18 protein-coding genes and 2 pseudogenes are annotated in these 22,186 nt (G+C 73.6%); 16 read left to right on the forward strand and 4 right to left on the reverse strand.

Annotation, left to right across the window (positions count from 1 at the left end; genetic code table 11):
• Positions 1 to 34 precede the first annotated feature (34 nt).
• From ABZ714_RS03245 to ABZ714_RS03280, 8 genes are read left to right on the forward strand one after another with little or no spacing between them, the layout of a single operon-like run.
• Positions 35 to 1,642, forward strand: coding sequence for an NAD(P)/FAD-dependent oxidoreductase (locus ABZ714_RS03245; protein WP_358823408.1), 1,608 nt, complete (start codon positions 35 to 37; stop codon positions 1,640 to 1,642).
• Positions 1,639 to 3,294, forward strand: a complete 1,656-nt coding sequence (locus ABZ714_RS03250) for an ABC transporter substrate-binding protein (RefSeq protein ID WP_358823409.1) — start codon at positions 1,639 to 1,641, stop codon at positions 3,292 to 3,294. Before ABZ714_RS03245 ends, ABZ714_RS03250 begins: the two co-directional genes overlap by 4 nt.
• A gap of 13 nt (positions 3,295 to 3,307) precedes the next feature.
• The gene (locus tag ABZ714_RS03255; RefSeq protein ID WP_358823410.1) at positions 3,308 to 4,258 is read left to right on the forward strand and encodes an ABC transporter permease; all 951 of its coding nucleotides are present in this window, start codon (positions 3,308 to 3,310) and stop codon (positions 4,256 to 4,258) included.
• A 19-nt stretch (positions 4,259 to 4,277) separates the two neighbouring features.
• Positions 4,278 to 5,225, forward strand: a complete 948-nt coding sequence (locus ABZ714_RS03260; RefSeq protein WP_358823411.1) for an ABC transporter permease — start codon at positions 4,278 to 4,280, stop codon at positions 5,223 to 5,225.
• Positions 5,226 to 5,239: 14 nt separating this feature from the next.
• Positions 5,240 to 6,238, forward strand: a complete 999-nt coding sequence (locus ABZ714_RS03265) for an ABC transporter ATP-binding protein (RefSeq protein ID WP_358823412.1) — start codon at positions 5,240 to 5,242, stop codon at positions 6,236 to 6,238.
• Positions 6,235 to 7,275, forward strand: coding sequence for an oligopeptide/dipeptide ABC transporter ATP-binding protein (locus ABZ714_RS03270; RefSeq protein WP_358823413.1), 1,041 nt, complete (start codon positions 6,235 to 6,237; stop codon positions 7,273 to 7,275). Before ABZ714_RS03265 ends, ABZ714_RS03270 begins: the two co-directional genes overlap by 4 nt.
• Complete coding sequence (locus ABZ714_RS03275) at positions 7,272 to 8,768, forward strand: aldehyde dehydrogenase family protein (protein ID WP_358823414.1); 1,497 nt, start codon at positions 7,272 to 7,274, stop codon at positions 8,766 to 8,768. The genes ABZ714_RS03270 and ABZ714_RS03275 overlap by 4 nt, the downstream gene beginning before the upstream one ends.
• Before the next feature lie 26 nt (positions 8,769 to 8,794).
• The gene (locus ABZ714_RS03280) at positions 8,795 to 9,097 is read left to right on the forward strand and encodes a muconolactone Delta-isomerase family protein (protein ID WP_358823415.1); all 303 of its coding nucleotides are present in this window, start codon (positions 8,795 to 8,797) and stop codon (positions 9,095 to 9,097) included.
• 390 nt (positions 9,098 to 9,487) lie between these two features.
• On the opposite strand, the pseudogene ABZ714_RS03285 reads toward ABZ714_RS03280, so the two are convergent.
• Positions 9,488 to 9,832, reverse strand: a pseudogene (locus tag ABZ714_RS03285) (ATP-binding protein); the annotation flags it as partial.
• Between the two features lie 15 nt (positions 9,833 to 9,847).
• Positions 9,848 to 11,740 carry an amidohydrolase gene (locus ABZ714_RS03290; protein ID WP_358823416.1) on the reverse strand — a complete coding sequence of 631 codons (1,893 nt, stop codon included), beginning with the start codon at positions 11,738 to 11,740 and terminating at the stop codon, positions 9,848 to 9,850.
• A 47-nt stretch (positions 11,741 to 11,787) separates the two neighbouring features.
• On the opposite strand from ABZ714_RS03290, the pseudogene ABZ714_RS03295 reads away from it, so the two are divergent.
• From ABZ714_RS03295 to ABZ714_RS03310, 4 genes and pseudogenes are all read left to right on the forward strand, one after another.
• Positions 11,788 to 12,222, forward strand: a pseudogene (locus tag ABZ714_RS03295) (alkaline phosphatase PhoX); the annotation flags it as partial.
• 385 nt (positions 12,223 to 12,607) lie between these two features.
• On the forward strand, positions 12,608 to 13,042 hold the full coding sequence (gene panD, locus ABZ714_RS03300) for an aspartate 1-decarboxylase (protein ID WP_358823417.1): 435 nt from the start codon (positions 12,608 to 12,610) through the stop codon (positions 13,040 to 13,042).
• A gap of 16 nt (positions 13,043 to 13,058) precedes the next feature.
• Positions 13,059 to 13,421 (forward strand): GNAT family N-acetyltransferase, encoded by a 363-nt coding sequence (locus tag ABZ714_RS03305; protein WP_358823418.1) that lies wholly within the window; start codon positions 13,059 to 13,061, stop codon positions 13,419 to 13,421.
• On the forward strand, positions 13,415 to 14,083 hold the full coding sequence (locus tag ABZ714_RS03310; RefSeq protein WP_358823419.1) for an aspartate/glutamate racemase family protein: 669 nt from the start codon (positions 13,415 to 13,417) through the stop codon (positions 14,081 to 14,083). The genes ABZ714_RS03305 and ABZ714_RS03310 overlap by 7 nt, the downstream gene beginning before the upstream one ends.
• Positions 14,084 to 14,441: 358 nt before the next feature.
• On the opposite strand, the gene gndA is transcribed toward ABZ714_RS03310, so the two are convergent.
• Positions 14,442 to 15,884, reverse strand: coding sequence for an NADP-dependent phosphogluconate dehydrogenase (gene gndA / locus ABZ714_RS03315; RefSeq protein ID WP_358823420.1), 1,443 nt, complete (start codon positions 15,882 to 15,884; stop codon positions 14,442 to 14,444).
• 400 nt (positions 15,885 to 16,284) lie between these two features.
• Between gndA and ABZ714_RS03320 the strand changes: the two genes are divergently transcribed.
• On the forward strand, positions 16,285 to 17,607 hold the full coding sequence (locus ABZ714_RS03320) for a transglycosylase family protein (protein ID WP_358823421.1): 1,323 nt from the start codon (positions 16,285 to 16,287) through the stop codon (positions 17,605 to 17,607).
• On the opposite strand, the gene ABZ714_RS03325 is transcribed toward ABZ714_RS03320, so the two are convergent.
• Positions 17,599 to 18,735: a DMT family transporter gene (locus tag ABZ714_RS03325; protein WP_358823422.1), complete on the reverse strand. Its 1,137-nt coding sequence runs from the start codon at positions 18,733 to 18,735 to the stop codon at positions 17,599 to 17,601. The genes ABZ714_RS03320 and ABZ714_RS03325 overlap by 9 nt on opposite strands.
• A gap of 325 nt (positions 18,736 to 19,060) precedes the next feature.
• On the opposite strand from ABZ714_RS03325, the gene ABZ714_RS03330 reads away from it, so the two are divergent.
• The 3 genes from ABZ714_RS03330 to ABZ714_RS03340 all read left to right on the forward strand — a co-directional run bounded on the left by ABZ714_RS03330 (position 19,061) and on the right by ABZ714_RS03340 (position 22,104).
• Positions 19,061 to 19,834, forward strand: a complete 774-nt coding sequence (locus ABZ714_RS03330; protein WP_358823423.1) for a (2Fe-2S)-binding protein — start codon at positions 19,061 to 19,063, stop codon at positions 19,832 to 19,834.
• A gap of 185 nt (positions 19,835 to 20,019) precedes the next feature.
• Complete coding sequence (locus tag ABZ714_RS03335) at positions 20,020 to 21,486, forward strand: SDR family NAD(P)-dependent oxidoreductase (protein ID WP_358823424.1); 1,467 nt, start codon at positions 20,020 to 20,022, stop codon at positions 21,484 to 21,486.
• A gap of 444 nt (positions 21,487 to 21,930) precedes the next feature.
• Positions 21,931 to 22,104, forward strand: coding sequence for a hypothetical protein (locus tag ABZ714_RS03340; protein ID WP_358823425.1), 174 nt, complete (start codon positions 21,931 to 21,933; stop codon positions 22,102 to 22,104).
• The last annotated feature ends 82 nt before the right edge of the window (positions 22,105 to 22,186 follow it).

Consider the following 22,186-nt stretch of genomic DNA (forward strand, 5'->3'; position numbering starts at 1 on the left):
TGCGCGCCCACGGTCGCGGGAGGACGAACCGGAGATGAACCGCTACGACGCAGTGATCGTCGGCGGTGGTCACAACGGACTGGTGACCGCCGCGTATCTGGGACGCGCGGGCCTGAAGGTCGCGCTCCTCGAATCCCGGCCCGGACTCGGCGGCCCCTGCGGGGCCTACGAGTTCCTGCCCGGCCGCCGACTGGCCTTCACCAACTCGCCGGGGTCGCTCGATCCGGCCGTCGTCGCCGAACTGGGCCTCGCCCGGCACGGGCTGCGGTTCGTCCGCGTGGACCCGACCGTGGTCCACCGGTTCGACGAGGGCTGCTTCATCGGCTACCGCGACCCCGCCCGGGTGGACGCCCAACTGGACTCCTTCGCCCCGGGGGAGGCCGCCCGCTACCGCGCCCTGATCGAGGGCCTGGAGCGGCTGGGCGCCCGGCTCGGAGTCCGCCCGGACCGTACGCCGCCGTCGGTGGACGTTGTGAAGAAACGTTTGTCCGATCCGGTGGACATCCGGCTCTTCGAAGCCGTCTTCGAAGGCGGGCTCACCGCACTGCTCGACACCCACCTCCGCTCCGACCGGGCCAAGGCGCTGCTCATGCTGCTCGCCCTCAACGCCCAGCTGGTGCCCCCGAGCACACCCGGCAGCGCCGTGGGACTGATGATGCGCCCCTTCGCCCTCGCCGCCACCGGCGGCGGGGGCCCGGACGCCGCGGAGCGCGTCGCGCTCCGCGGCTCCACCGGACTGCCGGTCGGCTCGATGAGCGCCATCGTCGACGCCCTGGCCGGCGCCTGCCGGGAATACGGGGTCGAGCTGCGCACCGGCACCCCCGCCGCCCGGATCCTGCACGGCCCCGACGGGGCGTACGGTGTCGTCACCCCCACCGGCGAGGAGTTCCACGCCTCCCGGGTGATCTCCACCGTCAACCCGCACCACCTCTTCCGCGACCTCCTCGGCGAGGGGGCGATGGACCCCGCCATCGGGGACGCCGTACTCGCCGAACCCCTCCGCGGCTCCGCCTTCAAGGTCGTCCTGGAAGTCGACTCGCTGCCGCCCTATACGGGGATCCCCGAGGACGCCGACCCCGACGCCGTACGGGCCTGCCAGTTCCGGTTCGGCTCGTCGCCCCGGAGCATCGAGACCGCGATCACCGAGGCCCTGGCGGGACGGACCGCCGACGAGATCCTGATGTGGGGACTCACCCCCACCCTCACCTCACCCGCGCTCACCCCCGGCACCACCCATCTGATCAGCGTCAACGCCTGGCACGCGCCCTACCGGCCGCACGACGGGCCCTGGGACGCCGCACGCACCGAACACTTCGGACGCCGCTGCGTCGAACAACTCGGGCTGCTCATGCCCGGCATCGCCGACCGGATCGTGGCCCACCGCTTCCTCGACCCCGTGCAGATCGAGGCGGAACTCGGCCTGGAGGGCAGCAACATCACCCACGGGGACATGCTCCCCGGCGGGCTCTTCGGGGGCCGCCCGCACCCCGCCCTCGCCGGCCACCGGACCCCGCTGCCCGGCTTCTACATCGGCGGCAGCGGTACCTGGCCGGGCGGCTATGTCACCGGTACGCCCGGCAGGAACGCCGCCGCCGCGGTCCTGCGCGACCTCGCCCACGACGAACAAAGGCCGCACCCATGAGAACCCCGCACCGCACCGGGCCGCCCCGACCACCCCGCACCACCGCCCGCGGTGTTCGCGGTGTGCGCCGCATTCTCGGTGCGGTGGCCGTCGCCGGTCTGCTGCTCACCGGCTGCACCTCGCCGCCCGCCTTCGGCCGGGACCCCGGCACCCTCGTCATCGGCGCCGAGGGCGAGATACCCGTCCTCGATCCGCACCGGCTCTCCGGCACCGTCGGCCTCCGGGTCGTCGACGCCCTCTTCGACCCCCTCATCCGCGAGGACCTCGGCACCGAGACCGACCGGGCGCCCCGGCTGCGCCCGGCCCTCGCCACCTCCTGGCAGATGTCGCCGGACGCCCGCACCTACACCCTCGCCCTGCGCACGGGCGTCGCCTTCGCCGACGGCACCCCCTTCGACGCCGGGGCCGTGAAGCTCAACTTCGACCGGATCACCGACGAGAAGTCCCCGGTGTACGACGCCACCGCCGCCGGGAACATGAAGTTCCTCACCCGGTGGATCGACCGGGTCGAGGTCCGCGGCACCCATACCGTCACCCTCCGGCTCACCAAGCCGTACACGGGTCTGCCCCGCGTCCTCACCGACCGCCGGATGTCGCTGATCAGCCCCGCGACGCTGCGCGCGCACGACCCCGACGACGTCGGACTCCACCCCGTCGGCACCGGCCCCTACCGCCAGAAATCCGCCGACCACGGCAAACGTGTCGTCCTGCGGCACAACACCGCCTACTGGGGCGGGACGCCGAAGACCGAGACCATCATCGTCGAGTCCGTCAGCGACCCCACCACCCTCGCCATCGCCGCCCAGACCGGCGAGGTGGACGCCGTCCTCAGCGCCGGGGCCCAGCAGGTACGGCAGCTCGCCGGACGGGGCACCATGACGGTCCAGTACCCGGACCCCGCCAACCAGTACTTCCTCCGGCTCAACACCCGTACCGCGCCCACCGACGACGCGGGCTTCCGGCGGGCTCTCAACCACGCCGTGAACCGGGAGGCCATCGCCACCCTGACCGCGGGCCAGACCGCCCCCTCGCACGGCCCGCTGCCCCGCGGCAACGAGGCGTACCGCCCGTCCGCCGCCGAAGCCGACCGCTACCCCTACGACCCCGAACTGGCCAAACGGCTGATCGCCGGGAGCGGCATCCGCACCCCCGTGACGCTCCGGCTGCTGGCACCCGACAGCGGCCCCGGCTTCTCCCAGGCCACCGAGATCATGTCGCTGATCCAGCAGGACCTCAAAGCGGTCGGCGTCCGGCTGGAGGTCAGATACATGGAGTTCGCCTCGCTCGTCGCCGAGGAGGGCGCCGGATACAAGAAGGGCGTCCACGGCTCCTTCAACGGCTGGACGACCGGTGCCGACGCCGGGGACTTCCTGGAGCGGATGTTCGGCGGCGACCTGCATCCCCCGAACGGTGTGAACCGGGGCTGGTACGCCAACCGGACCGTCGACGCCCTCCTCGACGAGGCCCGCGCCGAACCCCGGGAGGAGACCCGGACGGATCTCTACCGCAGGGCGGCGGAGTCCATCGCCGCCGACGCGCCCTGGGTCTTCCTCTACCAGGACCGCCTGCCCAGGCTGCTGAGCCGCAAGGTCGAGGGGGTCACCGCGGCACCCTCCGCCTATATCGACTACACCACCATCCGCCGCCGGTGAGGAGACCCCAGCCATGAAGGCCACAGCGGCACCCGAGCCCCGAGCCGCCACCCGCGCGCCCCTGCGCGAACGGCTGCGCGCGCTCGGCGGCGGCCACGCCACCACCGTCGTCGGCGGCTCGGTCGTCGCCCTCACCGTCCTCGTCGCCCTGCTCGCGCCCTGGATCGCCCCGGCCGATCCGCTCGCCACCGATCCGGCGGCCATCGGCCTCGCCCCCCTCAGCGACGGCCACCTCCTCGGGACCGACGAGGTCGGCCGCGACATCCTGAGCCGGCTCATGCACGGCAGCAGACTCGCCCTGCTCGTCGCCGTCGTGCCCACCCTGCTCGCCCTGCTGATCGGCGGCCTCATCGGCCTCGTCTCCGGCTACGCCGGCGGCTGGCTCGACAGCACCCTGATGCGCCTCTTCGACGTGATGTTCTCCTTCCCCGGCATCCTGCTCGCCCTGGGGATCGGCGTCGCCCTCGGACCCGGGCTCACCTCCATGGTCATCGCCATGGTCGTGGTTACCGTCCCCGAGTTCGGCCGGATCGTCCGCGGCTCCGTGGTCTCCCTGCGGCAGGAGCAGTACGTGGAGGCCGCCGGGGTACTCGGCTACGGGCACCGCCGGATCGCCCTGCGCCACATCACCCCCAACCTCCTCGGCGGACTGACCGTCTTCGCCACCCTCCAGACCGGACGGAACGTCATCCTCGGCGCCAGCCTCGCCTTCCTGGGACTGGGCGCCCAGCCGCCCGCCCCCGACTGGGGCCAGATGCTCAGCGGCGGCCGGGCCCTGCTGGTCACCTCGCCCCATGTGGCGACCGTCCCCGGCCTCGTGATCGTCGTCCTGGCCGTCGGGTTCAACCTGCTCGGTGACGGCGTACGGGACCGTCTCGACCCCCGCAGCCGCGGGACCCGGACCGCGCGCGACGCGGACCGCCGCCCCCGAAGGACCCTCCGGCCCCGATGGAGCCGGTCGTGAACAGCCCAGGAGACGCACCATGCTGACCTTCACCCTGCGCCGGGCGCTCCAGATGATCCCCGTCGTCCTCGGGGTGACCATCGCCACCTTCGGACTCGGCCAGATCATCCCGGGCGACCAGGCCACGGCCCTGCTCGGCCCCACCTCGTCCGAGGAGGACCGGCAGGCCCTCCGCGCCGACCTCGGCCTCGACGAACCCGCGATCTCCCGCTACTTCAGCTATCTCGGCAACCTCCTCGGCGGCGACCTCGGACGCTCCCTCTCCTTCGGCCGCCCCGTGTCGGAGGTGATCTCCGAACGGCTGCTCAACACGGCCCTGCTCTCCGGGACCGCGATCGTCGTCGCGGCGCTCGCCGGGGTGGCGATCGGCACCTGGGCCGCCATGAAGCCGGGCTCCCTCCGGGACCGCGGGCTCACCGTCGGCGTCCTCTTCCTCAACTCCGTGCCGTCGTTCTGGTTCGGCCTCGTCCTGATCGTCGTCTTCTCCCTCCAGCTCAGGATCCTCCCGGCCACCGGGATGACGTCCATCGGCGGCGGAGGCCCGCTCGACGTCGCCGCCCACATGGTGCTGCCGGTGATCACCCTCTCGGCCTGGTCCCTGGCGGTGATCGCCCGGATGACACGATCGGCGGTCCTGGAAGTGATCGGCAACGACTACGTCCGCACCGCCCGCTCCCGGGGCCTCGGTGAACTCCGGGTCGTCACCCGCCACGTCCTGCCCAACGCGATGCCCTCCGTCATCACCGTCATCGGACTCCAGGCCGGCTTCCTCCTCAGCGGCGCCGTCCTCACCGAGACCGTCTTCTCCTGGCCGGGCATCGGCCTCGCTCTCCACCAGGCCGTCTCCAGCCGGGACATCCCCCTCGTCCAGGGCGGAATCCTGGTGATCGCCGTCGCCTTCGTCCTCATCAACTTCCTGGTGGACGTGGCCCAGGCCTACTTCAACCCCAAGATCAAGCTCGCCTAGCGGGAGGCACCAGCGTGTCCGTTCTCGAAGTGGAACACCTCAAGGTCGCCTACCGGGGCGGCGCCGTGGAGACCGTACGGGACGTCTCGTTCGGCGTCGCCGAGGGCGAGGCCCTCGGGGTCGTCGGCGAATCGGGCTGCGGCAAGAGCCAGACCATGCTGGCCGTCCTCGGCCTGCTCGGCCACGAGGGCGCCGAGATCTCCGGGCGTGTCGTCTTCGACGGCCGAGACATCGGCGGACTCGGCCCCAAGGGCCTGCGCGAGATCCGCGGCAGCGGTATCGCCCTGGTCTCGCAGGACGCCCTCTCCGCCCTCAACCCGGCGATGACCGTCGGCGCCCAGATGGCCGAACCCCTCGTCCGGTACGACGGACACCGCCGCCGCTCCGCCGCCGACCGCTGCGCCGAACTCCTCGACCTCGTCGGCATCCCCGGCCCCCGGGACCGGCTCCGCTCCTACCCCCACGAACTCTCCGGAGGTATGCGCCAACGGGTCCTGATCGCCATGGCGATCAGCCGGGAACCCCGGCTGCTGATCGCCGACGAACCCACCACCGCCCTCGACGTCACCATCCAGGCCCAGGTCCTCGGACTGATCGACCGCCTCCGCCGGGAACTGCGGATGGCCCTCGTCCTGATCACCCACGACCTGGGAGTCGTCGCGGGCGTCACCGACCGGATCGCCGTCATGTACGGCGGCCGGATCGTCGAGACCGCGCCCACCACGGCACTCTTCGACGCCCCCGGCCACCCCTACACCCGCGCCCTGATGGCCTCCGTCCCCCGGATGGACCACCGGGTCGACCGGCTCCCCAACATCCCCGGCTTCCCGCCCCACCCCGCGGACCCGCCGCCCGGCTGCGCCTTCCAGCCGCGCTGCGGCGACGCGCGGCCCGCCTGCGCCGACTCCGTACCCGAACTGCTGCCCCTGCCCGGCGCCCGCCCCCACCACGTCCGCTGCCCCTACCCCGCCCCCGCCGCGGGCGCGGCGCATCCCGCAGGAGCCTCCGCATGACCCCTCGTACGCCCACCGCGCCCGACGCCGTCACCGTCGAGGACCTGGAGGTCCGCTTCCCCGTCCGGACCGGAGTGCTCCGCCGCGTCACCGGCGCCGCCCGCGCGGTCGACGGCGTCTCCTTCACGGTCCCGGCCCGCGGCATCGTCACCGTCGTCGGCGAGAGCGGTAGCGGCAAGACCACCACCGGACGGGCCCTGGTCGGCCTCTCCCCGGTCACCGCCGGACGCGTCCTGATCGAGGGCCGCCCGCTCGCCGAACTCCGCGCGGACAGATCGCTGGCCCGCGCCGTCCAGATCGTCCACCAGGACCCGTACGCCAGCCTCAACCCCCGGATGACCATCGGCGCGATGATCCGTGAGGTCGTCCGGGTCCACCGTACGGTCCCCGGGGCCGAGGCCCCCGCCCGGGCCGCCGCCCTGCTCGCCCGGGTCGGACTCGCCCCCGAACTCGCCGACCGCTACCCGCACGAACTCTCCGGCGGGCAGCGGCAGCGGGCCGCCATCGCCCGCGCCCTCGCCGTCGAGCCCCGCTTCATCGTCTGCGACGAGATCGTCTCCGCCCTCGACGTCAGCGTGCAGGGCCAGATCGTCAACCTCCTCAAGGACCTCCGCCGGGACGGCGAGGTCAGCTTTCTCTTCATCTCCCACGACATGGGTGTCGTCCGGCACATCTCCGACCGGGTCGTCGTGATGTACGGCGGCCGGGTCATGGAGACCGGGCCGTGCGCCGCCGTCTTCGACGGGCCCCGCCACCCCTACACCCATTCCCTGCTCGCCGCCGTGCCGGTACCCGACCCGCGCGCCCCCGCGCCCGGCACGGGCACCCGGCTGCGGGCCGAACCCCCGGACCCCACCGACCCGCCGCCCGGCTGCCGCTTCCAGCGGGCCTGCGCCTTCGCCACCGACCTGTGCCGTACCGAAGCCCCGCCGTCCACCCCGGTGGACGGCGCCGCGGACCACACCGTGGCCTGCCACCACCACGACACCCCCGCCGTGCGCACGGCGCTCACCACCGGAAGGACCCCGACACCATGACCTCGCCCGAGAACCCGGCCGACACCGGACCACCGCCGGTCTGGACCTCGTTCACCGGGGACCGCCGGGCCGCCCCCGCCGGTACGGAGATCCCGCTCGTCGATCCCGCGACCGGCGGCCGCTGGGCCACCGCCCACCAGGACCCGGGCGCCGTCGACACCGCCGTCGCCGCCGCCCGCGCCGCCCTGCGGTCCCCCTCCTGGGGCGGCCTGCCCCAGCACGCCCGCGCCGATTTCCTGTACCGGCTCGGGGATGTGCTCACCGCCCACCGGGACGAACTCGCGGCGCTGGAGACCCGCGCCAACGGCAAGCCGCTCGCGGCGACCCGGGCCGAAGTCGCCGTACTCGCCCGCTGGTACCGCTACTTCGCGGCCGTCGCCGAGACCCTGGAGGACCGCTCCCGTCCCCTCGGCGCCACCGCGCACGCCACGGTCCGCCGCGAACCCCTCGGGGTCGTCGCCGCCCTCACCCCCTTCAACGGCGCCCTGTCCCTGGGGTCCTGGAAGCTCGCCCCGGCCCTCGCCGCGGGCAATACCGTGGTCCTCAAACCCCCGCCGCAGGCTCCCGCCTCCTCCGTCCGCCTCGCCGAACTGGCCCTGGAGGCCGGATTCCCGCCCGGTGTCGTCACCGCCGTCATCGGCGGCGCCGACGAGGCCCGGCTGCTCACCGACCACCCGGACGTCGCCATGGTCACCTTCACCGGCAGTACCGAGGTCGCCCGGGAGATCGGCGCCCGCGCCGCCGCCCGGATGAAGCGGTTCGTCTGCGAGGCCGGTGGCAAGTCCGCCCATGTCGTCTTCGCCGACGCGGATCTCGGCGCGGCGGTGGCCGCCGCCCGGCAGGGCGCCTTCTCCGCGGCGGGCCAGACCTGTGTGGCGGGCTCGCGGATCCTCGTCCAGGACGAGGTGTACGAGGAGTTCGTCGACCGCCTGGCCGCCGCCGTGACCGATCTGCGGGTCGGCGACCCGCGCGACGCCCGTACCCAGATCGGCCCCCTGGCGTCGGCGGCGGCGCTGGCACGGGTCGCGGCGTACGTCGACGACGCGGTGGCGGCCGGAGCCCGCGTGGTCGCCGGTGGCCCGGCCCGGCCCGGCAGCGTCCCGGAGGGCGGCTTCTGGTACCGGCCGACGGTCCTCGTGGACGTACCGCCCGAGGCCGCGGTCGGCCGCGAGGAGGTCTTCGGCCCCGTCGCCACCGTCCAGCGGTTCACCACCGAGGACGAGGCCGTCGCCCTCGCCAACTCCCTGGAGTACGGACTCGCCGCCGGACTCTGGACCCGGGACGCCGGACGCGCCCACCGGCTCGCCGGCCGACTGGAGGCCGGGGTCGTCTGGGTGAACACCTACCGGCTCCTCCACTGGTCGGTGCCGTTCGGCGGCCACAAGCAGTCCGGGCTAGGCCGGGAGAACGGCGTCGAGGCCGTCGACGAGTTCCTCCAGACCAAGTCCGTCATCACCGAGTACGGGGTCCCGGCCGACCCCTTCGCCCACTGACACCGACCACCACACCGAGGACACCCATGGAATTCCTGGTCAACATCCGGATCGACTGGCCCCACGACATGGACCCGGAGCGGAAGGAGGAGGTCTCCGCCGCCGAACGCGCCCGCGCCGCCGAGCTGGCCGCCGCCGGTCACCTGGTCCGCATGTGGCGGGTGCCCGGCCGGACCGAGAACTGGGGGCTGTGGCAGGCCGCCGACCCCACCGAACTCCACGCGATCATCTCCGGCCTGCCGGTATGGCCGTGGATGACGGTGACCGTACACGCCCTGGCCCGCCACCCGGTCGACCCCCTGCCTGCGGGACCCGGCCCCGGACGCTGACGACCCGGCCCGGCGGGGGACCGCACCGTGACGGTGATCACGGGCGGGGACCCCGCCGGGTCGCCTGAAGTCAGCGGTCGGCCACAGCCGGACCGCCGACGCCGACTCTTCGGCGTGGTGGTCTGACCGGCGTCTTTGCGAGGCGTTCGATTCGGTTCTGGGCCCGTGGGCGCCCGGCCGCGCGGAGGAACGGCTCCGTCAACCCCTTCGCCCAGGGCCGGTCAGAAGCTCGGGCCGGTTCGCCGGTATCCGTGCGCCTCTCCAAAGGCAGGCAGCAGCGCTGCTCCCACAGCAAGGGTGGGCGGCGCAGTCCTGAAGATTCGTTCGACACGGTACGCATCACGCCCGGGCCCCACCGGCTCCAGGCTCGGTGCCTCCAGGGTGGTGTGGTTAGCCGGCGGAGTTCTGAGCTGCGACCCGGGCTCGGGTGAGGGTGAGTCGGTAGGAATCCGTGCCGGTCTGGATCAGGCTTCCACCGAAGGTGAGCCGGTCGGCGATGGCCGCGCAGAGCCGCGGGTTGGTGAAGATCTTGGTCCAGCCGCTGAAATTCTCGTTCGAGGCGATGGCGACGCTGTTCTTCTCATCGCTATCTGTCAGAACCTGGAATAGCAGCTCAGCGCCCCTGCGGTCCGGCTCCACACAGCCCAGCCCATCAATGCGGAGAAGACCGACACGGCCGTAGCGCGCGATGGTCCTGGCCGGCACCTTCTCGTCTGCGTCCTCGACCAGTCCCGAATCGTGAGACCGCCCTCAGGCATGGCCCTCGCAGGACTGGTGGCGGTTCGCGTGTGCCGGGCGCCGGGACGCTCCGGCCGCTGGACGTTCCGTTTGTGCTCGTACGGCCCTGCCTGCGGCTGTGTCCGCGTCGTGTACCGCAATACCGTTCACGAGGGTGAGCCGGACCTGGGTGCCGCTGATCTCCGGTACGGGTACGCGGGTGATGTCGCGGTCGAGGAGGACGAGGTCGGCGGCCCGGCCCGGGGTGAGCGTGCCGGTGATGTGGTCCATGCGGAGTTGTCGTGCGGCGCCGGTGGTGTGCATGCGCAGCGCGGAGGTGCGGCTGATGGCTTGGTGTTCGGGGTGGAGGGGGCCGTCGGAGTCGGCGCCTTGCCGGTCGATGGCGGTGCGGATCTGGTTCCAGGTGTGGAGTGGGTCGACGGGCCAGTCGGAGCCGCCGGCGAGTGGGGTGCCGTGGCGTTCGAGGCTGCGGGCGGGGTAGAGGCGGCGGTGGCGTTCGGGGCCGATGTAAGGAAGGAGGGCGTCCATGGTCCAGGTGTCGCGCATGGCCCACTGGAGTTGCATGGAGGCGATGACGCCGAGGTGGGCGAAGCGCTGGAGGTCGGTGGGGTGGACGAGTTGGAGGTGGGTGATGGTGTGGCGGTTGCCGCGCCGCCCGTGTGCGCGTTGGGCGGTTTCGTATCCGTCGAGGGCCGTGCGGACGGCGCGGTCGCCGATGGCGTGGGCGTGGATCTGCCAGCCGTTTTGGTCGAGGAGGGCGGCGAGGCGGGCGAAGTCGGCCGGTTCCAGGTGGAGCTGGCCGCGGTGTCGGGTGGGGTTGCCGTGTCCGTCGAGGTAGGGGTCGATCAGGGCGGCGGTGTGGGCGGGGTACTCCATGACGCCGTCCACGAAGACTTTCGCGGTCCGCAGATGGAGCCCGTCGACTTCCTGGTAGTGGCGGCGGGTGGCCTGAAGCCAGCTCAGTCCCTCGTACGGGTCTCGGATCTCGTGGGCGTCGAGCCTGAGGGCGGCGGCGGCGCGCTGCGGGAGGCGTCCGGTGCGGGCGAGTTCGGCGTAGACGCCGAGGTGCCACTCGTCGGCGGAGGCGTCCAGGAACGCGGTGATTCCCTGGGCGGCGGCCTGCGAGAGAGCCCGGGCGGTGGCCTCGACCACCGCGCTGACCGGGTGGTCCGGCAGCAGTTCGTGCACCAGGCCCTGGGCCTCCTCCTTGAGGAGTCCGGTGGGCATGCCGTCCGCGTCCCGCTCGATCTGTCCGCCCGGCGGGTCGGGGGTGGTGGCGGTAATCCCGGCGAGTTCGAGCGCGCGCCGGTTGACCCAGCTGTTGTGACCGTCCGAAGCGATGATCACGATCGGACGGCGGGTGGCGAGTGCGTCGAGGAACCGGTGGTGGGGAACGGTCCCGGCGGGCAGCAGCCCCACCGGGTCCCAGTCCGCCACCACCAGCCAGCCGTCCGGCTCGCTCCCGTACCCGGGATCGGCGAGGAATCCCCGCAGCAGCTCCTGCAGCCGCTCAATGGTCAGTTCCGGATAGCCCAGGCTCGGATTGAGCGTCGCGGCACCGGCGGCCACCGGGTGGGCGTGCCCGTCCACGATCCCGCTCATCACGGTCCCCCGCCGGGCGTCGACCACCTCGGTGTCCCGCCCCGCGAACCGCCGCATGTCCTGGGACCTCCCGGTCGCCAGGACCTTTCCGTCCCGGCCGACCGCGATGGCCTCCCGCACCCGGACCCCGCGCCCGCCCGTGAGCACGCGCGCGTTGTGGACGATCAGCGCCGCCGACCGCCGCCTCACGGGGCCGGAGCTCACGGCTGCGGCGGTGGCGGGCTGAGGGGTGAGCGCGGCGGCGGCGCCGACGGCTCCGGCGGCGGTGATCAGCCGGCGCCGGGAAAATGGATCATGGGTCATGCGGTCCAAGATCAGCACACAACTCCCGCCCCCGCGAGCCATTTCCCGCGGAGGCCTTCGCCTGGCGGCTCTTCCTCGTCGCCGGTGACCCGGCGGATCCGGCCACCTACTTCGCCGGATACCCGAAGGACCGGGTCAGCCCCATCTCCTGCCCCGACAACATCACCTTCGACCCCCACGGCAATATGTGGATCTCCACCGACGGCAACAACCTGGGCACCAACGACGGCCTGTTCGGTGTCGCCACCGACGGCGCCAGGCGCGGGGAGCTGAAGCAGTTCCTCACCGTCCCGCTCGGAGCGGAGACCTGCGGCCCCGTCGTCCAGGAACGCCGGATCCTGGTCGCCGTCCAGCACCCCGGCGAGACGGACGGCGCCACCGCGGAACACCCGGGCAGTACCTGGCCCGAAGGCCCCGGCCGTCTGGTCCGCCCCGCGGTCGTCGCCGTCCGGCGCCGGGGCGGAGGCGCCATCGGCTGCTGAACCACGCACGGAGGGCTCCCGGAGGAACGGCGCGTGGCGGCTGGTCTTCCGGGCCCGGCCGGGCCCGGTGTATCGCCCTGGGAGTCCGACCTCCGGTCGAGCGCCTTCGCTTCTGGCTGCGGTCCGGACCGTCCGCGTGACCGTTGTCACGGATGTCATTCGGGGGTGCTGCGTAGGCTTGGACCGTCACCACGGCAGGGTCCGCGAGGTTGGGCGAAGATCTCTTCAGCCATCTGGCGAGACGTCAGGAAAATCGGCAAGTGGTCAGCATGAGTCCTGAGGAACCTGGGGTCAGCTGCCTGGACATGCGACTCGTTATAGGGTGTCGAAGAAGCCCTTGACCTGCAAAAACACAGGCAGGGAGCCTACTGGTGGGAGTGCTCCGATGTTGCGTACAATGTTCAAGTCCAAGATCCACCGTGCCACCGTGACGCAGGCCGATCTGCACTACGTCGGCTCCGTCACGATCGACGGCGAGCTGATGGAGGCCGCCGATCTGCTCGCCGGTGAGCTGGTCCATATCGTCGACGTCACCAACGGCGCCCGGCTGGAGACCTATGTCATCGAGGGCGAACGCGGCTCCGGGGTGATCGGGATCAACGGTGCCGCCGCCCATCTGGTCCACCCCGGGGACGTGGTCATTCTCATCAGCTACGCCCAGGTGGACGACGCGGAGGCGCGGGCCCTGGTGCCGCGGGTGGTGCATGTGGACGCGGGGAACCGCATCGTGGAGCTGGGGAGCGACGTGTCGGCGCCCGTGCCCGGGAGCCGGACCGAGCGGAGCCCCGGTGCCGTCGCGGGCCCCGGCGGCGACCGATGAGCGAAGGAGCGGTGTGATGGCCGAGGCATCGGAGTACGAGCTGCGGGACGACCGGGCCCGGGGCCTGCTGGAGGCGTACGACGGCGACGGGACCGTGACCGGGCGGATCCAGTACTTCGTCCTGGACCGGGACGGCGCGCCCGCCGCGCTGGTCGCCGTGCACACCGTGGTCGACCGCGGCTACGAGGGCCGGGGCATCGCCGGCGCCCTGGTCCGTGAGTTCTACGCGATCGCCGGGCGGGCGGGCCTCGCCGTCGTACCGCTGTGCCCGTACGCCGCGCGCTGGGCCGAGCGGCACCGCGACGAGGCCCCAAAGGCCCCGGCCGGGCTGGTCGCGGCGGCCGAGGACGAGCTGAGGGCCCGGCCCGACCGGTGGTGAGCGACGGGGGCCCGGCGGGTTCCGCCGGGCCCGTACTGGCGCTGCTCCACACCTCGGCCGTGCATCCGCCGGTCTTCGACGCGCTGCGCGACCGGCACCATCCGGGGGTCGGGCTGCGCCATCTCGTCCACGAGGAGCTGCTGGCCCGCGCCGCCGCCGAGGGACCCGACGCGGTCGCCGACGAGGTCTCCGCCGCCGTGGGGCGGGCGGTCGCGGCCGGGGCGGGGGCGGTGCTCTGCACCTGTTCGACCATCGGGGCCGTCGCCGAGGCGAGCGCCGGACGGTACGGGGTGCCCGTACTCCGGGTGGACCGGCCGATGGCGGCCGAGGCCGCCGCCCGGGGCCGGGTCGCGGTGCTCGCCACCGTGGCGAGCACCCTGGGGCCCACGGAGGCCCTGATCAGGGCCGAGGCCGCCGGGCGCCCCCTCGAACTGCGGCACGTCCTGGTCCCCGGGGCCTGGGAGCGGTTCGAGGCCGGGGACACCGAGGGGTACGCCCGGACGGTGGCCGCCGCGATCGACGCCGTCCGCGATACGGCGGTGATCGTGCTCGCCCAGGCGTCGATGGCCCCCGCCGCCAAATACGCCCGTACGGCGATCCCGGTTCTGGCGGGGCCCGAGTCCGGGCTGCGCGCGGCGGTGACGGCCCTGAACGGAGGGTGACCGCCGGGGGGAGTGTGGGCCCGGCGGGCGCGGGAACCCGTACCGGGAGACAGTGGAACGCACGACTCCGGATCCTGGAGGACCGTATGACCCAGCCCCCCGTACCTCCGTCACCCGTGCCGTCGCCGGGCCCGCCGGGCCCCGGCCCGGGCCCGCTGCCGGGCCCCGTACCGACACCGCAGCCGCCGCCCACTCCGCCCGACCCGGTGAGGCCGCCCGGTCCCGGTCCCGGGCCCGATCCGGAGCCCCGGCCCCAGCCCGGCCCGGCCTGACGCCCGTCCGGGTGCGGTACGGGCCTGCGAGCCCCTGACGGCCGGGGCGCGTCCGGCGCGCCCCGGCCCCCGGGCCGTACGGCCGGTCAGTCCGCCGCGACCTCCGAGCGGTCCCCGCCCCAGAGGGTGTGGAACGACCCCTCGCGGTCGGTACGGCGGTAGGTGTGCGCGCCGAAGAAGTCCCGCTGGCCCTGGGTGAGGGAGGCCGGGAGGCGCTCCGCGCGCAGCGCGTCGTAGTACGCCAGGGACGCCGAGAAGCCCGGCGTCGGCACGCCCTGGCGGGCCGCCGTGGCGACGACCTCCCGCCAGTCGTCCTGCGCCGCGCCGATCTCCGCCGCGAACCGCTTGTCCGACAGCAGGCCCGGCAGGCCGGGCCGGGTGTCGTACGCCTCCCGGATCCGGTCGAGGAAGTCCGCCCGGATGATGCACCCCGCCCGCCAGATCGACGCCACCGAGCCGAGATCGACGTTCCAGCCGAACTCGTCGCCGCCCGCCGCGATCTGATGGAAGCCCTGGGTGTAGGAGACGATCTTCGAGGCGTACAGCGCCTGCTCCACGGCGTCGGCGAAGGCCGCGGCCTCGGCCGCGCCGAGGGGCCGCGGCGCCGGGCCGGGCAGGTCGCGCGACGCCTCCCGCAGCGCCGCGTGGCCCGAGACGGAGCGGGCGAAGACCGCCTCCGCGATCCCCGAGACGGGCACCCCGAGGTCGAGCGCCGTCTGTACGGTCCAGCGGCCCGTGCCCTTCTGCTCGGCCCGGTCGGCGACGACGTCCACGAACGGCTTCCCGGTGGCCGCGTCCGTATGGGCCAGTACCTCGGCCGTGATCTCGATCAGATACGAGCCCAGCCGCCCCCGGTTCCACCGCCGGAACGTCCCGGCGATCTCGGCGGGGGAGTAGCCCGCCACCGAGCGGAGCAGATCGTACGCCTCGGCGATCAGCTGCATATCCGCGTACTCGATGCCGTTGTGGACCATCTTGACGAAGTGACCCGCGCCGTCCGGGCCGATATGGGCCACGGTCGGCGCGCCGTCGGGCGCCTTCGCCGCGATCCGCTCCAGCAGCGGGCCCAGGGCGGCATACGACTCCTCGGAGCCGCCGGGCATGATGCTGGGGCCGTGCAGGGCGCCCTCCTCGCCGCCGGAGATGCCGACGCCCACGAAGTGGATCCCGCGTTCCCGCAGCTCCCGCTCGCGGCGCCGGGTGTCGGCGAAGTGCGCGTTGCCGCCGTCGATGATGACATCGCCCTCGTCGAGGAGGGGCGCGAACTCCTCGATCACCGCGTCCGTCGGCCCGCCCGCCTTGACCATGATCACCAGTCGGCGGGGCCGTTCGAGCGCGGCGACGAACTCCTCCGCCGACTCGGCGGGGACGAACTCCCCCTCGTCCCCGAACTCCTCGACCAGGGCCCGGGTCCTGGCCGCCGTGCGGTTGTGCACGGCGACCGTGAAGCCGTTCCGGGCGAAGTTGCGGGCGAGATTGCGGCCCATCACCGCGAGTCCCGTGACACCGATCCGGGCGCTACCACTCATCAGAAACTCCTGTGGTCAGAGGCGTGTGCCGAAGATCACCCGCGGGGTCCGCGGATGCCGTCCGGCCGGTCGATCCGGCGGTCGTGCGTGGTGCCGCGGCTCCGGCCGCTCACTCGTCGTCAATTCCCGCGGGGCCCGGAAAATTTCCCCGTTCGAGCCCGTGTTCGCCCCGATGGCGCGGGGTCGGGGCGGCGTTCGGGCGACGGCCCCGGACCGGCCCCAGGGGGGTGTCCGCCCCCGTCTGCCGCCGTGCGCGGGGCGCTGAGCCCTTGTCAGGGCCGGAGTGGACGGCCTAGGTTGACGGCTTGGTACGTGACCGTTCCGTGATCTACCGTGCTTGACCAGCCGTACTCGTCGTACCAGTCGTTTCAGTTCTGCCTGCCCCAGGGGGAGAAGCACCATGGCCGCAACCGGTCGCCACCGCCGCCAACAGCCGAGCCGTATCAACCGCGCGTCGTTGACGGTCACCGCGGGCGCGTCCGGCGTGGCGCTCCCGCTGATCGCCGCGGGCACCAGCCAGGCCGCCTCCGTCGACGTCTGGGAGAAGGTCGCCGCCTGCGAGTCGACCAACAACTGGAAGATCAACACCGGTAACGGCTACTACGGCGGGCTCCAGTTCAGCCAGTCCACCTGGGAGGCGTTCGGCGGCCGCGAGTACGCCCCGCGGGCCGACCTCGCCAGCAAGGACCAGCAGATAGCCGTCGCCGAGCGGGTCCTGGAGGCCCAGGGTCCCGGTGCCTGGCCGCACTGCTCCGGCAAGGCCGGGCTCAGCCGCGGCGGCGACGCGCCCGCCGTCTCCCCCGAGCGGGGCGACAAGGCCCAGGGCGGCCGGACCGCCGCCGCCGAGACGCGGCAGGCCGCCCCGCAGCGGACCGCGCCCCCCAAGCAGCAGAAGGCGACCCCGACCACGGTCCCGACCCAGCGCCAGGGGTACACCGTCGCGGGCGGCGACTCCCTCTCCTCGATCGCCGACGCCAAGAACGTCCGGGGCGGCTGGCCCGCCCTCTACGAGCAGAACCGGGCCACCGTCGGCTCCGACCCGGATCTGATCCACCCCGGCCAGAAGCTGGTCATCAAGATGTCGGCCCCCGCGAAGGGCTCGGCGCCGGTCCGGGAGCGCGCCGCCGGCACCGACCGCACCCCGAAGACGGCGGCCCCCGCGCCCCGGCAGCGGGCCACCGGCGAGCAGGCCCGCAAGCAGGCGCCCCGCAAGGCCGCGCCCGAGGTGCGGAAGGAGCGCGCCGAGCGGCCCGCCACCAAGCCCCAGCAGACCCAGAAGCCCCAGCCGAGGAAGACCCGGCAGGCCGCCCCGTCCCGGGCCGGGCTGAGCGCCCCGGTCGACGGCGCCATCGGCACCGCTTACCGCAAGGCGGGCTCCGCCTGGTCCAGCGGCTACCACACCGGGGTCGACTTCCCCGTCTCCACCGGTACCTCGGTCAAGTCCGTCGCCAACGGCCTCGTGGTCTCCGCGGGCTGGGCCGGTGCCTACGGGTACCAGGTCGTCGTCCGCCACGACGACGGCCGGTACAGCCAGTACGCCCATCTCTCCGCGCTCACCGTCCGCTCCGGCCAGCAGGTCGCCAGCGGCCAGCGGATCGGCCGCTCCGGGAACACCGGCAACAGCTCGGGCCCCCATCTCCACTTCGAGGTCCGTACCGGCCCCGGCTACGGCACCGACATCGACCCCCTCGCCTACCTCAGGTCCGGTGGCGTCTCAATCTGACCCCCGCGCCGCCGGGGTCCGCTGCTCCGGCGACGGCCCCGGCACGGTCCGGCGGCCCCGGTGCCGGGCGGCGGTCCGATATCCGGGTGCGCGGGATCCGCAGCCGCGAAACCCCCGCCTCCCGGTCCGGTCCGCCGCGCCCGGGCCGTACGACACCGGCGACGTACCGCCGGGACGCCCTTCGGCCTCCGCGCCGCCCCGCGACACCGGGTCCGCGTCCGGTCCGCCGTCCGCCCCGGCCGCGGTCTCGCGCGTGTTCCCCGGCTCCCCGGCGGCCACCGCGGCCTCCCGGTCCCGGGCGGCCGCCAGCCGCTCCGAGGTGAGCAGGGCGAGCCCGGCCGCCGCCACCGCGCCGAACCCGATCGCCAGCACCGCGCCCGGGGCACCGCCCCGGAACGACTCCCCGAGCATGGTCAGTCCGACCGCCGTCGCGACCACCGGGTTGACCACCGTCACCGTCGCCAGCGGCGCCGCGAGCCCCGCACCCCGGTACGACGCCTGCGAGAGCAGCAGTCCACCGGTGGCCAGGACGGCGACCGCGAGCAGACTGGGCCACTGGGCGAACGGCTCCGACCACTCCCAGTCGACCGCGACGGTCTTGGTGAACACGGAACCGATCCCGAACGCCACCCCGGCCGCCGCCGCGAGCAGCACGCTCCGCAGCACCGGCCGGTTGATCGTCTGCGCCACCAGGAACACCAGGGCGACCGCCCCGAACGTCACCGCGCCCAGCAGCGCCCGCTGCCCCGTACTCAGCGACGAGGAGGCCGAGTTCCCGGCGTCCCCGCTGAGCGCCAGCAGACCCGCGAGCCCCACGGTCGCCAGCAGCGCCCCGCGCCACGCGGTCGCCCCGGCCCGCCGCCGGACGAAGACCGCGGCCAGCGGCAGGGCGAACACGATCGTCAGCGCGCCCAGCGGCTGGACGACACTGAGCGGCCCGTAGGCGAGGGCTATCACATGCAGCAGCGCGCCGACCCCGTTCAGGGCGACGGCACACCACCACCCGGGGTGGTTCAGGGGGGCGTAGGCGCGCGCGGTCGCCGCGACGTGCTCCTGCACGATCGCCCCGGCCGCATAGGCGACCGCGGAGACCAGGGACAGCAGCACGGCGAGCAGAAGGGGACTCATAGAGATCACGATCCCTCTGTTACGGCGTCCCGTCGTCGTCCTGGAGCAGGCAATCCCTCCTACTGCCGACGGAGTACGAGCGTAGGCCCCAGGTCTGATCCCCGACATCCGGGCAGGTCGCGGGGCGTACCCCGGAACGAGCCCCGGGGCGCCGGAACCCGTGGATCCGCACCGGTCCGTACGCCGGCGGAGCCGCGCGGTGGCACGAAGGCCGACAGGACCACGGTACGCCCGGCATGGCACCATGCGACAGCCGTCGACGGCGGCACAGGGAGAGCGCGACGCGGGAACGGCCGACTACGGGCGACCAGGGAAGGGGCGGCGGATGAGCGGGGGAGCACGACCGGACGGCGAGGCCGGAACAGCGGGAGCAGCCGGAGCAGCCGAAATCGCTGCCACCGGTGTCATCGGGGGCTTCTTCGCCCTGCGCACCGGCGCGCCCCCGGCCGGTACGGATCCTGCCCCGGCCGCCACTCCGCTCGCCGCCGTCTACGCGGGCGACACCGCCCCGCTCGCCCGCCGGATCGACCTCGTCGCCGACCGGCTCGGCGCCCGGGAGCGGCGGGTCGCCGCCTCCATCGCCCAGTTCGGACTCGCCGCCCGGCTCTGGTCGGTCGCGCTCGGCTCCGCCGCCCTCCACGGCACCCTCCCCGCGCTCCGCCCCGGCGATCTCCGCTGGACCCCCGACCGGACGACCCCCGACGATCTGCTGCTGACCGATCCGGGCACCCTGACCGCGTCCGTGGCCGCGATCCGGGCCGCCGTCCAGGAGGCCCATCTCGTCCCGCTCGCCGCCGCCGTCCGCCGCGACACCCGGATCTCGCCCGGGCTGCTCTGGGGCAACGCGGGCTCCGCGCTCGCCGGGGCCGTCCGCGAGATCGACGCCTGGGCCCGCCGTACCGGCCGTACCGACGCCGCCGACCGGGCCCGGGCCCTCGCCGACGGCCTCTTCGACCACCCCGATCTGGCCCGGACCGTGCGGGACCCCGGGATGCGGCGGACCACGTGCTGCCTGCACTACCGGGTGGGCGGCGGGCTCTGCGGGGACTGCGCCTTCGACACCCCGCCCGGGGCGCGGGAAGCAGCTTCGGACGGCTGATCCGCGCGGCCCGGCCCCGGCCGCGTACCCGGCGGAACCGGCTCCGGCCCCCGGACGGGGCACCGGCCGGGACGATCACATTTGGTCCGTACCCCTCCGCTCGGTAAAATCGCGCTTTTGGAACCCCCGGGTGATCAGCGCGCGGTCAGCCCCGCGCGCCCCGCGATCGAGGAATGGCACAGCTCATGACGGTGACAGAGGACAGCCCCGCGTCGTACGGGCCCGGTATCGACCCGGAGCGGCTGGCCGTCTGCCTCAGCGTGCTGGACGAGCTGGACGAGCTGGACGTCGACCACCCCGACGCGATCACCGTCCGCCGGGCCACCGCGGGCATCTACCGTACGGTCAAGCAGCGCAGGCGCCAGGAGCGCCGGGCCTCCAAGACCGCGCACGACAAGGCCGTGACCGAGGCCACCGCCACCGGCTCCGCCGAGCGGATCGACGACGAGACCGAGGGCCTGCTGCCGTCCTCGTCGGCACAGGGGCAGCTCGCGGGCATACTCAAGCGCCCCCGGTCCTGCTATGTCTGCAAGTCCCGGTACGTCGAGGTCGACGCCTTCTACCACCAGCTCTGCCCGGACTGCGCGACCGAGAACCGGGCCCGCCGGGACGCCAGGACCGATCTCACCGGCCGACGCGCCCTGCTCACCGGCGGCCGGGCCAAGATCGGGATGTACATCGCCCTGCGGCTGCTGCGCGACGGCGCCCACACCACGGTCACCACCCGCTTCCCCAACGACGCGATCCGCCGCTTCAAGGCCATGCCCGACAGCGACGAGTGGATCCACCGGCTCAAGATCGTCGGTATCGATCTGCGGGACCCGGCGCAGGTCGTCGCCCTCGCCGACTCGGTCGCCGCCGAAGGTCCCCTGGACATACTGATCAACAACGCGGCGCAGACCGTCCGCCGCTCCCCGGCGGCCTACCGCGAGCTGGTCGCCGCCGAGTCCGCGCCGCTGCCCGCGGGCGTACTGCCTCCGGCCGAGGTGATCGGCACCTTCGGCAGCGGTGCCGTGGACCCGGTGGCCGCCCTGCCGCGCGCCGCCGGTGAGGGCCTGACGGCGGCGGACGTCACCGGGCTCGCCCTGGTCTCGGGCTCGGCCACCCCGGCCCGGATCGAGGCCGGTACGGCGATCGACGCGGGCGGACTCGTCCCCGACCTGGACGCCACGAACAGCTGGATCCAGACCGTCTCCGAGGTCGACCCGGTCGAGCTGCTCGAGGTCCAGCTCTGCAACTCGACCGCCCCGTTCATCCTGATCAGCCGGCTCCGCCCGGCGATGGCCGCCTCGGCCGCGCGCCGGACGTACGTCGTCAACGTCTCCGCCATGGAGGGCGTCTTCGCCCGGGGCTACAAGGGCGCCGGACATCCGCACACCAATATGGCGAAGGCGGCGCTGAACATGCTCACCCGGACCAGCGCCGAGGAGATGTTCCGTTCCGACGGGATCCTGATGACGGCCGTCGACACCGGCTGGATCACCGACGAGCGCCCGCACCCGGACAAGATGCGGCTGGCCGACGAGGGCTTCCACGCCCCGCTCGACCTGGTCGACGGCGCGGCCCGGGTCTACGACCCGATCGTGCGCGGCGAGGCGGGCGAGGATCTGTACGGCTGCTTCCTGAAGGACTACGCGCCCGGCAAGTGGTAGTCCTCCGGGACGCCGCCGGGCCGCGGGGCCGCGGGCGTCCCGGCCGCAGCGGTGGAAACGCGCCGTTTCCGGGGGCGCCGTCGCACGACGGCGCCCCCGGAAACGATTCCGCACGGTGGCCGCCCGTGAACCGCTCGTGCCGCTGACGCCACTACTCCATCCGTGGCATCACCCGTCACAGCGACCCGGCGCTTCTCCGGCGCCCCGCCGTCGTGGACCTTCGACCGGATCACGGCTGGAATGCGAGGAATTCACCAGCCCCCATCGAGCGGTGCCCCGCTCATGTGGTTACTCTGAGACCCACGGACGCCACCAAGAGGATCCACAAAAGCCTTCCGGCCGTCCTGGGACACGTCTGCAACCAGGCTGCGGTCCCGCCCGAACGCCGGCGCCACCGCGACCGATTCGCCCTGTCCCTTGTTGCGCGACACAGAGGAGTTCGCGGTGACACCTGAGGTGAAGCAGTACGAGACGCGCCCCCCGGAACGGACCCGGGAGCGGAGCGCCCGCCCGGAGCAGCTCGGCAGTCTGGACGTCTGGGCCAGGTCCGCCCCGATCCGGCTGGCCGGATACGAGGACGACCTCGCCGAGCCGCACATCCTGCCCGGAATCGACTGACCGGACGGCGGTTCCGCCCGGTACCCGTGCCCCCGCCGACCCGGCGGGGGCACGGGCGTTCCGGAAGCCGCCCGGCCGTAGC

The organism is Streptomyces sp. NPDC006798, from assembly GCF_040635975.1.
Lineage (GTDB): Bacteria > Actinomycetota > Actinomycetes > Streptomycetales > Streptomycetaceae > Streptomyces.

What these genes read in the sequence shown, in the direction of transcription:
- ABZ714_RS03280 (WP_358823415.1), top strand. Translation starts at nt 8,795, where the DNA reads ATGGAATTCCTGGTCAACATCCGGATCGACTGGCCCCACGACATGGAC.
- ABZ714_RS03290 (WP_358823416.1), bottom strand. Translation starts at nt 11,740, where the DNA reads ATGACCCATGATCCATTTTCCCGGCGCCGGCTGATCACCGCCGCCGGA.
- ABZ714_RS03245 (WP_358823408.1), top strand. Translation starts at nt 35, where the DNA reads ATGAACCGCTACGACGCAGTGATCGTCGGCGGTGGTCACAACGGACTG.
- ABZ714_RS03260 (WP_358823411.1), top strand. Translation starts at nt 4,278, where the DNA reads ATGCTGACCTTCACCCTGCGCCGGGCGCTCCAGATGATCCCCGTCGTC.
- ABZ714_RS03330 (WP_358823423.1), top strand. Translation starts at nt 19,061, where the DNA reads ATGAGCGGGGGAGCACGACCGGACGGCGAGGCCGGAACAGCGGGAGCA.
- ABZ714_RS03325 (WP_358823422.1), bottom strand. Translation starts at nt 18,735, where the DNA reads ATGAGTCCCCTTCTGCTCGCCGTGCTGCTGTCCCTGGTCTCCGCGGTC.
- ABZ714_RS03255 (WP_358823410.1), top strand. Translation starts at nt 3,308, where the DNA reads ATGAAGGCCACAGCGGCACCCGAGCCCCGAGCCGCCACCCGCGCGCCC.
- ABZ714_RS03305 (WP_358823418.1), top strand. Translation starts at nt 13,059, where the DNA reads ATGGCCGAGGCATCGGAGTACGAGCTGCGGGACGACCGGGCCCGGGGC.
- panD (WP_358823417.1), top strand. Translation starts at nt 12,608, where the DNA reads ATGTTGCGTACAATGTTCAAGTCCAAGATCCACCGTGCCACCGTGACG.
- ABZ714_RS03275 (WP_358823414.1), top strand. Translation starts at nt 7,272, where the DNA reads ATGACCTCGCCCGAGAACCCGGCCGACACCGGACCACCGCCGGTCTGG.
- ABZ714_RS03250 (WP_358823409.1), top strand. Translation starts at nt 1,639, where the DNA reads ATGAGAACCCCGCACCGCACCGGGCCGCCCCGACCACCCCGCACCACC.
- ABZ714_RS03320 (WP_358823421.1), top strand. Translation starts at nt 16,285, where the DNA reads ATGGCCGCAACCGGTCGCCACCGCCGCCAACAGCCGAGCCGTATCAAC.
- ABZ714_RS03335 (WP_358823424.1), top strand. Translation starts at nt 20,020, where the DNA reads ATGACGGTGACAGAGGACAGCCCCGCGTCGTACGGGCCCGGTATCGAC.
- ABZ714_RS03270 (WP_358823413.1), top strand. Translation starts at nt 6,235, where the DNA reads ATGACCCCTCGTACGCCCACCGCGCCCGACGCCGTCACCGTCGAGGAC.
- gndA (WP_358823420.1), bottom strand. Translation starts at nt 15,884, where the DNA reads ATGAGTGGTAGCGCCCGGATCGGTGTCACGGGACTCGCGGTGATGGGC.